11 protein-coding genes are annotated in these 10648 nt (G+C 69.7%); 8 read left to right on the forward strand and 3 right to left on the reverse strand.

What is annotated here, in order from left to right:
• Positions 1-257: 257 nt before the first annotated feature.
• On the reverse strand, positions 258-1790 hold the full coding sequence (dacB, locus tag LGN10_RS24700; protein WP_226225290.1) for a D-alanyl-D-alanine carboxypeptidase/D-alanyl-D-alanine-endopeptidase: 1533 nt from the start codon (positions 1788-1790) through the stop codon (positions 258-260).
• Positions 1791-1976: 186 nt separating this feature from the next.
• Between dacB and LGN10_RS24705 the strand changes: the two genes are divergently transcribed.
• From LGN10_RS24705 to LGN10_RS24730, 6 genes are all read left to right on the forward strand, one after another.
• Positions 1977-2639: a response regulator gene (locus tag LGN10_RS24705; RefSeq protein WP_226225291.1), complete on the forward strand. Its 663-nt coding sequence runs from the start codon at positions 1977-1979 to the stop codon at positions 2637-2639.
• 3 nt (positions 2640-2642) lie between these two features.
• Positions 2643-3989, forward strand: a complete 1347-nt coding sequence (locus tag LGN10_RS24710) for an ATP-binding protein (protein WP_060315136.1) — start codon at positions 2643-2645, stop codon at positions 3987-3989.
• 118 nt (positions 3990-4107) lie between these two features.
• On the forward strand, positions 4108-5589 hold the full coding sequence (locus tag LGN10_RS24715) for a DegQ family serine endoprotease (RefSeq protein WP_059578544.1): 1482 nt from the start codon (positions 4108-4110) through the stop codon (positions 5587-5589).
• A gap of 103 nt (positions 5590-5692) precedes the next feature.
• The gene (locus tag LGN10_RS24720) at positions 5693-6130 is read left to right on the forward strand and encodes a carboxypeptidase-like regulatory domain-containing protein (protein ID WP_059578541.1); all 438 of its coding nucleotides are present in this window, start codon (positions 5693-5695) and stop codon (positions 6128-6130) included.
• Between the two features lie 129 nt (positions 6131-6259).
• A complete protein-coding gene (locus LGN10_RS24725) occupies positions 6260-6619 on the forward strand; it encodes a DUF427 domain-containing protein (RefSeq protein WP_226225292.1) in 360 nt (119 codons plus the stop codon).
• Positions 6620-6647: 28 nt separating this feature from the next.
• Positions 6648-7355 (forward strand): CoxG family protein, encoded by a 708-nt coding sequence (locus LGN10_RS24730; protein WP_059578536.1) that lies wholly within the window; start codon positions 6648-6650, stop codon positions 7353-7355.
• Positions 7356-7414: 59 nt separating this feature from the next.
• Here LGN10_RS24730 and LGN10_RS24735 read toward each other — a convergent pair whose 3' ends face one another.
• Positions 7415-8422, reverse strand: coding sequence for a helix-turn-helix domain-containing protein (locus LGN10_RS24735; protein ID WP_059578533.1), 1008 nt, complete (start codon positions 8420-8422; stop codon positions 7415-7417).
• Between the two features lie 154 nt (positions 8423-8576).
• Here LGN10_RS24735 and LGN10_RS24740 point away from each other — a divergent pair, with 154 nt between their 5' ends.
• Entirely contained in the window at positions 8577-9242 is a 666-nt protein-coding gene (locus LGN10_RS24740) for a cysteine hydrolase family protein (protein WP_060966711.1), read from the forward strand.
• Positions 9243-9279: 37 nt separating this feature from the next.
• Here LGN10_RS24740 and LGN10_RS24745 read toward each other — a convergent pair whose 3' ends face one another.
• Complete coding sequence (locus tag LGN10_RS24745; RefSeq protein ID WP_060966712.1) at positions 9280-9921, reverse strand: TetR family transcriptional regulator; 642 nt, start codon at positions 9919-9921, stop codon at positions 9280-9282.
• Between the two features lie 399 nt (positions 9922-10320).
• Here LGN10_RS24745 and LGN10_RS24750 point away from each other — a divergent pair.
• Positions 10321-10648: biotin/lipoyl-binding protein (locus tag LGN10_RS24750; RefSeq protein WP_155753710.1), on the forward strand; the 328-nt coding region annotated here is incomplete at its 3' end.

Here is a 10648-nt window from a genome sequence, read left to right on the forward strand (position 1 = left end):
TAGATATCGTCAGGCCAACAGCCTACGCAATCGCCACGCGCTAGGCGAGGGGGCAGCGTAGAGGGTTCCCTCTGAGGACAGGGTTTCTACGGAATCCGTACTGCACGGGGCCCGGCGGTACGGCCCCGTTTTGTGGGGCACGGCGCGCGCGCGGCGTATCGCGCGAGGGTGGCGGGGGCGTTTCAAACCGCGCGGGGCGCGGCGTGGGTCGCCCGGGCCGCCCTGTCGGGACGGCCCGATGCACGATGCGCGGATCGTCAGTGCGCGCCCGCGTAGATCCACTCGAGCAGCGTGTCGTGCGCGGCGCGCGCGGCTTCCGCGTGATCGTCGTTGATGAAGCTGACGACGACGTAGCTCTGCCCGTCCGCCCCGGCGACGTAGCCGGCGATCGCGCGCACGTCGCGCAGCGTGCCGGTCTTGATGTGCGCGTTGCCGAGCACGCCCGCGTTGGTGAGGCGGTTCTTCATCGTGCCGTCGATGCCCGCGATCGGCAGCGAATCGACGAACGCCTGCGCGACCGGGCTCGCGTTCGCGGCCTGGAGCAGCGCGGCGAGCGACAGCGCGCTCACGTGCTCTTCGCGCGACAGTCCCGAACCGTTCTCGAGCACGAGGTCGGGCATCGCGATGCCGTTCTTCTGCAGGAACGCCTGGATCGCGCGGCTCGACTGCTCGGGCGTCGCGGGCGGCTTGCCGCTGACCGCCCCGATCGTCAGGAACAGGTTGCGCGCCATCACGTTGTTGCTGAACTTGTTGATGTCGTAGACGATGCTGCCGAGCACCGGGCCGTGATGCACGGCGAGCGGCCGTGCGGTGGTCGGCACCTTGCCTTCGCTCACCGGCCCCGCGATCGTGCCGCCGTCCTGCTGCCACAGCGCGAGGAAGCCGCGCGCGAAGAACGTCGTGTGATCGAGGATCGCGAGGTTGGTCGTGTGCGCGCCGCAGCGCAGCGGGTAGTCGCCGGCGAACGACGCGGTCATGATCCCGCCGCCGGCCGTCAGCGTCGGGCGCGCGGCCGCCGCGGCCGCGCTGCACGAGCCGGCGCCTTCGACGAGCCGGTTGTCGATCGACAGGTCGGCGAGCGGCGGCAGCACGTCGACGGCGACCTTGCCGTCGTCGCCCGGCGTGACCGTGAACGACACGGCCTTGAACGCGTACAGCAGCGGATCGGGGCCGACGTTGTACGGCGCGCTGGCATCGTCGTCGAACGACGGCAGGTCGCGCGTCGACGCCGCGAAATAGCTCTTGTCGAGCACGAGGCCGCCGGCCACGCGCTTCACGCCGGCCTTGCGCAGCTTGTCGACGAGGTCGATCAGCTCCTCGGGCACGAGCTTCGGATCGCCGGTGCCCTTGATGTACAGGTTACCCTGCAGCGTGCCGTCGGGATCGACCGTGCCGTCCGCGTACGCGGTGGTGCGCCAGCGGTAGTCGGGGCCGAGGATCGACAGGCCCGAGAAGGTCGTCACGAGCTTCATCGTCGAGGCCGGCATCATCGGCCGGCTCGCATTCCACGCGATCAGCGGCTGCGGATCGCCGACGCGCTCGACCACGACGCTCATCGCCGACGCCGGCACCTTCGCGCGCTGCAGCGCGACGAGCACGGACGCAGGCAGGCCGGCCGCGCGTGCGGCGGGCGACACGACGGCGGTCTTGCGCGCTTCCTTGTGGGATTTCTTGCGGGCCTGCGCGGACGGCGCGAACGCGAGGGCCGTGCAGGTGGCGACGACGGCGGCCGCGCGCAGGCAGACGCGGGCGCGCGGGGCGAACCGGGCGGAAAGATCGGAAATCGGCATGGGCGAATACGGGAAAAGCAGGGGCTCGGGCAGGGCGCGCGCGGGCGCCGAAGCGCACATTGTAGAGACAAGTCGGGGCAGGTCCCTTGCAATCCGCCTTACTGTTGCATTGCACGGTGCCGCGCACGCGATTCGCGGCGCTACAATGGTCGCCGTGTTTGATTCGCCCCATGGATGCCTGTCGCGATGCGGATTCTGCTTGTCGAAGATGATCGAATGATTGCCGAGGGCGTGCGCAAGGCGCTGCGCTCGGACGGCTTTGCGGTCGACTGGGTGCAGGACGGCGACGCGGCGCTCACGGCGCTCGGCGGCGAGACGTACGACCTGCTGCTGCTCGATCTCGGCCTGCCGAAGCGCGACGGCATCGACGTGCTGCGCACGCTGCGCGGGCGCGGGCTGGCGCTGCCGGTGCTGATCGTCACCGCGCGCGATGCGGTCGCCGACCGCGTGAAGGGGCTCGACGCCGGCGCCGACGACTATCTCGTCAAGCCGTTCGACCTCGACGAGCTGGGCGCGCGGATGCGCGCGCTGATCCGCCGTCAGGCCGGGCGCAGCGAGTCGCTGATCCGCCACGGCGCGCTGACCCTCGATCCGGCTGCGCATCAGGTGACGCTCGACGGCGCGTCCGTCGCGCTGTCCGCGCGCGAGTTCGCGCTGCTCGAGGCGCTGCTCGCGCGGCCGGGCGCGGTGCTGTCGAAGAGCCAGCTCGAGGAGAAGATGTACGGCTGGGGCGAGGAGATCGGCAGCAACACGGTCGAGGTCTATATCCACGCGCTGCGCAAGAAGCTCGGCTCGGACCTGATCCGCAACGTGCGCGGGCTCGGCTACATGGTCGTCAAGGAAAGCTGACGCGTGCGGTCGATTCGTCATCAATTGCTGATCTGGCTGCTCGCGATCGTCGTCGCGGGCGTGGGCATGGCGGGCTGGCTCATCTACCGGCAGGCGCTCGCCGAAGCGAACGAACTGTTCGACTACCAGTTGCAGGAAATCGCCGCGGCGCTGCCGTCGGAGCCGTTCTCGCAGGTGTTCGGCTCGCGTACCAACGGCGACGAAGGCATCGTGATCCAGATCTGGAATCGCAACGGCGTGCTGATGTACTTCTCGCATCCGCGCGCGCCGATCGCGCCGCGCGCGGAGCTCGGCTTTTCGACCGAGCGCACCGATCGCGGCGAATGGCGCGTGTACGGCGCGATCGTCGGCGACAACGTCGTGCAGCTCGCGCAGCCGTTGTCGGTGCGCAACCGGCTGGCGGCCAACGTCGCGCTGCGCACGCTGTGGCCGCTGATCGTGCTGCTGCCGTTCCTCGGCGCGGCCGTGTGGATGATCGTCGGCCGCGGGCTCGCGCCGCTCGGCCGCGTGACGCGCGCGGTCGAGGCGCGCCGGCCGGAAGCGCTCGACCCGCTGCCCGACGCGCGCCTGCCGCTCGAGGTGCAGCCGCTCGTGCGGGCGCTGAACGGGCTGCTCGCGCGGCTGTCGGCGGCGCTCGACACGCAGAAGGCGTTCGTCGCCGACGCCGCGCACGAGTTGCGCACGCCGCTCGCGGCCGTGCAGATCCAGGCGCAGCTCGTCGCCCGCGCGAAGGACGATGCGTCGCGCGGCGAGGCGATCGCGGATCTCCAGGACGGCGTGTCGCGCGCGACGCGTCTCACCGAGCAACTGCTCGCGCTCGCGCGCGCGGAGCCGGACGGCGCGACGATGCGCGAGCCGGTCGACCTGCAGGCGCTGCTTACCGAGTGCGTGGCCGCGCATGCGCCGCTCGCGCAGCGGCACGACATCGATCTCGGCTTCGAGGAAACGTGCGCGGCGAGCGTCGTCGCGGACGTCGGCGCGCTGCGCGTGATGTTCGGCAACCTGCTCGACAACGCGGTGAAGTACACGCCGGACGGCGGCCGCATCGACGTATCGCTGACGCGCGACGCGGCCGGCCGCGCGTGCGTGCAGATCGCCGACAGCGGGCCGGGCATTCCGGCCGACGAGCGCGAGCGCGTGTTCGACCGCTTCTATCGCGACAGCACGGCGCGGGCACGCACCGACGTGTCGGGCAGCGGGCTCGGGCTCGCGATCGTCAAGCGCGTGGCGGCGCAGCAGGGCGCGACGGTGTCGCTCGGCGATGCGGCCGCGGGCGGCCTGCTCGTCAGCGTCGTGTTCCGCGACGCCGAGATGCCGACCCAGGCGCCGCAGCCTTCCGAATCCGCCTGAAGGGCGAGCCCGGCCGCCGGTAGCCGCGCGGCAGCCGCTTAAGCCTCGCTTAAGGCTGATTAAGCCTCCTTTAAGTCAGGGTCGTTACGCTGCGTCCTAACAACGAGGAGGTCCTACGATGAACACCCGATTCCTTGCGCGCGGCACCGTCGCGGTCGCCGTGGCGGCCGCCCTGTCGGCAGGCTATTTCGCCGGCACCCGCCGCGCCGATCCGCAGATCATCACGCCCGCGCAGGCCGCCATGATGCCGGCCGAAGCCGCCGCCAAGACCGGCATCCCCGATTTCTCCGGGCTCGTCGAAACCTACGGCCCGGCGGTCGTGAACATCAGCGCGAAGCATGTCGTGAAGCAGGTCGCGCGGCGCGCGCCGCAGCCGCAGCTGCCGATCGATCCGAGCGACCCGTTCTACCAGTTCTTCAAGCACTTCTACGGCCAGGTGCCGGGCATGGGCGGCGACGCGCAGCCGGACGACCAGCCGAGCGCGAGCCTCGGGTCGGGCTTCATCGTCAGTTCCGACGGATACATCCTGACCAACGCGCACGTGATCGACGGCGCGAACGTCGTCACGGTCAAGCTGACCGACAAGCGCGAATACAAGGCGAAGGTCGTCGGCGCCGACAAGCAGTCCGACGTCGCCGTGCTGAAGATCGACGCGAGCGGCCTGCCGACCGTGAAGATCGGCGACCCGGCGCAGAGCAAGGTCGGCCAGTGGGTCGTCGCGATCGGCTCGCCGTACGGCTTCGACAACACGGTCACGTCGGGCATCATCAGCGCGAAGTCGCGCGCGCTGCCCGACGAGAACTACACGCCGTTCATCCAGACCGACGTGCCGGTGAACCCCGGCAACTCGGGCGGCCCGCTGTTCAACCTGCAGGGCGAGGTGATCGGCATCAACTCGATGATCTACTCGCAGACGGGCGGCTTCCAGGGCCTGTCGTTCGCGATTCCGATCAACGAGGCGATCAAGGTGAAGGACGAGCTCGTGAAGACGGGCCACGTGAGCCGCGGCCGTCTCGGCGTCGCCGTGCAGGGGCTGAACCAGACGCTCGCGAGCTCGTTCGGGCTGCAGAAGCCGGACGGCGCGCTCGTCAGCTCGGTCGACGCCAACGGCCCGGCCGCGAAGGCCGGCCTGCAGCCGGGCGACGTGATCCTGTCGGTCAACGGTTCGCCGGTCGCCGATTCGACGTCGCTGCCCGCGCAGATCGCGAACCTGAAGCCGGGTTCGAAAGCCGACCTGCAGATCTGGCGCGACAAGTCGAAGAAGTCGATCAGCGTGACGCTCGGCGCGATGGCCGATGCGAAGCTCGCATCGAACGACGGCGGGCCGGTCGAGCAGGGCCGCCTGGGTGTCGCGGTGCGTCCGCTGTCGCCACAGGAGCGCAGCGCCGACAACCTGTCGCACGGGCTGATCGTGCAGCAGGCCGGCGGGCCGGCCGCGAACGCGGGCATCCAGCCTGGCGACGTGATCCTCGCGGTGAACGGCCGCCCGGTCACGAGCCCCGAGCAGTTGCGTGACGCGGTGAAGGGCGCGGGCAACAGTCTTGCTCTGCTGATCCAGCGCGATAATGCACAGATCTTCGTGCCGGTCGACCTGAGCTGACCGGCAGCGGCCGCGGCCGGCCAGCCCGGCTGCGGCGGGCGCCGCCGCCGTGCGATCGCGTGACGCTGCGCCCAGTATGTGTTCCGACCCCAAGGAGAGAGCCATGCAAAATCTACGCAACGTGTCCCGATTTGCCGTCGCCGCGGCGCTGGCCGCCGGCCTCGCAGCCGGCGCGACCGGCGCGTACGCGCAGTCGGACGGCTTGCCCGCCGCGCGCCAGCAGGGCGACGTCACCTTCGTGTCCGGCGGCGTCGGGCTGGACGAATCGACGGCGTTCCAGCGCAGCGAGGCGCAGTGGCCGCTCGCGCTGCGCTTCACCGGCAAGGGCGGCGAGTTCCTGGCCGACGTCCATGTCCGGATCGTCGACGGCAAGGGCGCCGAAGTGCTGAAAACCGATGCGCGCGGGCCGTACATGCTCGTGAAGGTGCCGCCTGGGCGCTACACGGTGCACGCGTCGTACCAGGGTAGCGACGAATCGCGCGCCGTCACGGTCGGCGCGAAGGGCGGCGCGAAAGCCGCGTTCCAGTGGAGTGCGCAGTAGCCCGCCGCACGCGGCCGCGATCCCGGTCGCGCAATCGGACGAAGTTTCGCCCATAATGAAAGCCACGGCATGCGTGCCGTGGCTTTTTCGTTTCCTGCCCCGGCCTGACTGCCGCCCGAAGGAGAGACGATGTCCGATGCAGCCGACCCTCGACTCGAAATCGTGCCGAACCGTCATCGCGTGCGCGTGATCCATCGCGGCATCACCTATGCCGATTCGCACGGTGCGCTGACGGTCCGTGAGGCGGGGCTTCCGGACATCCATTACCTGCCGCGCGGCGACGTCAACATGCGCCGGCTCGTGAAATCGGGCGTCACGTCGGCCTGCCCGTTCAGAGGGGAGGCCGTGCATTTCGACTTGCAGACGGAAGACGGCGTGATCGAGAACGCCGCATGGAGTTACGAACAGCCGAAGGAGGCGGCGGCCGTGCTCGCGCTCTACGTCGCCTTCGATGTCGCACGGGTCGACAGTCTCGTCGAGACGTCCTGATGCGGCGCGCGTTCATCGGGGAGGCGACATGGAACTGAACGACACGTTACGCGTACCGCTCGCGCCGCCTGTCGTGCGGGACGCGCTGGAGGATCTCGCACTGCTGCGCGCGAGCTTCGATCATTGCGAATCGTTCGTGAAACTCGCGCACGGCGAGTTCGCGCTGACGATCACGGTGCCGCTCGGCCCGCTGCGCGCCCGCTACGACGTGCGAGCGCACGCGGCCGCCGAGCAGGGCGACGCGCAAGGGCAGCCGCGCCGCGTGCTCAACTTCAAGGCGCGGGCCGACGGCCTCGGCGCGCTGCGCGGCCAGGTCGAACTCGTGCTGATGCCGGATGACGATGCGACCGCCACGCGGATCGAGTACGTGGTCTGGGCGACCGCGAGCGGGCCGCTCGCCGAATTGCCGGGGCGGCAGATCGACAATGCGCTGCGGGAATGGACCGACACGTTCTTCCGCGAGTTCAGCGCGGTCGTGCAGGCGAAGCACGGCCTCGCGCCGAATCGCGCGAGCGCTTCTGCGCAGCGGCGCCAGCATGTGTTCCTGCGGCCCGCATCGCTGATGGCCGCGACGAAGCGTTCGCTGCCGCCGCATCTCGGCGGCGCGCTGAGCGGGCGGGCGGCGAGCGCGCTCCGGCATCGCGATTCCGGCACGGTGCCCGTGTGGGCCTGGGCGGCGATGATCGTGTTCGTCGCGCTGCTGCTTTACGCGGCACGCTGGTTCAACGGCGGCTGAGCGGCCGATCGGCCGCCCGGTTCCGCGTCACGGCCCGCGCTGCGCCCGCGCGGCGGGTGTCACCGTCTCCCGTCGGCACCGGCTCCGGCGCCGCGAAATTCCCTCCGATACGCAGACGGCGACGTGCCGAGCGCGCCCGTGAAATGCTGGCGCAGCGACACGCTCGAGCCGTAGCCGGCCGCCTGCGCGATCGCGTCGATCGATTGGCCGGTGGTTTCGAGCAGAAGCCGCGCACGTGCGAGCCGCTCGGCCTGCAGCCACGCGGTGACGGTCGTGCCGGTCGCCTGGCGGAAGTGGCGCGTGAACGTGCGCCGGCTCATCAGCACGCGTTCGGCGAGCGAATCGACGCTGTGCGCGGCGTCGAGATGGCCGCGTACCCAGTCGAGCAGCCCCGCGAGCCGCGCGTCGCGCGGGTGCGCGGCGACCGGCTGCGGCACGTACTGGGCCTGCCCGCCCTGACGGTGCGGCGGGATCACGAGGCGGCGCGCGATGCGGTTCGCGGCGTCCGAGCCGAAGCGCCGCCGCACGACGTGCAGACAGCAGTCGAGGCCTGCCGCGGTGCCGGCCGACGTCATCAGGTTGCCGTCGTCCACGTACAGCACGTCCGGATCGAGCTTCACGCGCGGAAAGCGCTGCGCGAAATCGTCGGCCCACGCCCAGTGCGTGGTGGCCGGGCGACCGTCGAGCAGGCCGGCCGCGGCGAGCACGTAGGCGCCGAGGCACAGGCCGACGAGTTCCACGCCGCGCGCGGCGACCGCGCGGACCGCATCGAGCAGCGCGTCGGGCGGCGTTTCGTCCGGGTCGCGCCACGAAGGCACGATGACGATGTCCGCATCGTCGAGCGCGTCGAGCCCGTACGGCGCGGTGATCGTGAAGCCGCCCGTCGTCGCGAGCGGGCCGCGCTCGACCGAGCATACGCGGAACTCGAATGCAGGCGACACGGCCGCGTCGCGTGCCTGGCCGAACACGACCGACGGCACCGACAGGTGGAACGGGCTGATGCCGTCGTACGCGATCACCGCGACGACGGTCGGAATGGAGCTGACGGGCGACGCGGCGGCGAGCATGGCGCGGTTCCGGGAAGGTGATGGCCCGATTCTATCGAAGAATGGCTATCGGGCCACTATCAGCGCGGGTCGCGCGCGCCGACAATGCATCGCATCGCACTGCTGGCCGTCCCGCTCCGGGGCGGGGCAGCGCCTCCCCGACCAGGAGATCGCCATGTCGAACACGGCCCCGCATTCCGCTTCCCGTCCCGCTGCCCGCCGCGCACTGATCGTGATCGACGTGCAGAACGAATACGTGACGGGCAACCTGCCGATCGAATATCCGCCGCTCGACGTGTCGCTCGCGAACATCGGCCGCGCGATCGACGCCGCGCACGCGGCCGGCGTGCCGGTGATCGTGGTTCAGCACGTCGCGCCGGCCGGCGCGCCGATCTTCGCGCCGGGCACCGACGGCGTCGCGCTGCACGCAGTGGTGGCCAGCCGGCCGTACGCGCATCGGATCGAGAAGGCGCAGGCGAGCTCGTTCGCCGGCACCGATCTCGCCGCGTGGCTCGACGCGCATGGGATCGACACGCTCGCGGTGGCTGGCTACATGACGCACAACTGCAATGCGTCGACCGTCTATCACGCGGCGCATGCGGGGTTGAAGGTCGAGTACCTGAACGACGCGACGGGCGCGCTGCCTTACGAGAACGAAGCGGGCGCGGCCAGCGCCGAAGAGATTCACCGCGCGTACGGGGTGGTGTTCCAGTCGAATTTCGCGGCGGTGATGTCGACCGACACGTGGATCGCGGGGCTGGCCGGCGCGGCGATGCCGGCGCGGGATTCGGTGGCCGCATCGAACCGGCGGGCCCGCGCGCGGCGCGCGAAAGCGGCCTGACCGGGTACGGCGACGCGGCGCGCGATGCGCCGCGCGCTCAGTCGCGGTCCTTCAGCATCGCCGGGCTGTAGCGCAGCATGTCGAAGCAGCCGTCGACGAGCTTTTCCGCATGCTGCTCGGCGTCGATCTCGTCGGGCAGCATCAGCATGTCGCGTACGAAGCCGCTGACGAGCGTGTGCAGCATCAGCGCCGCACGCCACGTATCGAGCCGCTCGGGCAGCAGCTTGAGCCCCACGGCCGCCGCGAGATCGGCGTCGATCATGTGCAGCGCCTCGCTCATCCCCGCGCGGTTGCGCTGCAGCAGCGGCTCCATGTCCGCGACGTACTCGCACTTCATGAACAGGATGCTGAACACGCGCCGCAGCTGTGCGTCGCGCTGCACGCCGAGCAGGCACCAGATCAGGATCTGGCGCACTTTCTCCAGCGGATTGCCGCCCGGCGCGTCGAGCGGTATCCGCTTCAATTCGTCGATCGGCAGGAACACGCGGTCGAACATCGCATCGAACAGTTCGCTCTTGTTCGCGAAATGCCAGTAGATCGCGCCGCGCGTCACGCCGGCGTGCTGGGCGATGTCCGCGAGCGACGTGTGCGACACGCCCTTTTCGAAGAACACGTGTTCGGCGGCGTCGAGAATGCGATTGCGCGTCTCGAGCGCCTCCTCCTTGGTACGTCTGACCATGTGCAGGCCTGATTGGATCGATCGTGGATGAATATAGGGTCCGCAACCCCTCGTCGCCGTCATGCGGACGGGCTATGCTGGCGGTTGGTAACAATCCGTAAGACTGAACAGCCGGCGGAGCACGAACGGGCTTTTTACATACATTCGTGAATGTATATACAATACCACCCTACGATCGAATGACCCAAGTGGCAATCAGTTAATATCCCACTCTGCTGATTCCCGCCCTAGTATCAGTCCGCAGTTCGCGGCATCCCCGTCGGCACGGAGGTCTCGTGCCGACGTGCTGTATCCAGCAGTCCAGTAATTCGGTGTTCGATCTGCGCCGCGAGGCGCATCCGTGTTGCGCTCCCGCCGGGTGCCGCACTTATTCCATTGGTTACACACAGAGGTCGCTCCATGCGCGTCGAACGGGTTCCATACCGCTTGATCACTGTCGCGGCAGCCGCGGTTTTCCTGGCTGCCTGCGGAAAAAAAGAATCGGCACCGCCGCCGCAAACGCCGGAAGTCGGCGTCGTCACCGTCCAGCCGCAAGCCGTACCGGTCTTCACCGACCTGCCGGGCCGCACCAGCGCATTCCTCGTCGCGCAAGTGCGTGCGCGGGTCGACGGCATCGTGCTGCGCCGTGAATTCACCGAAGGCACCGACGTCAAGGCCGGTCAGCGCCTCTACAAGATCGATCCGGCGCCGTACATCGCGGCGCTGAACAGCGCGAAGGCGACGCTCG

The organism is Burkholderia sp. AU32262 (assembly GCF_020419985.1).
GTDB classification, from domain to species: domain Bacteria; phylum Pseudomonadota; class Gammaproteobacteria; order Burkholderiales; family Burkholderiaceae; genus Burkholderia; species Burkholderia semiarida.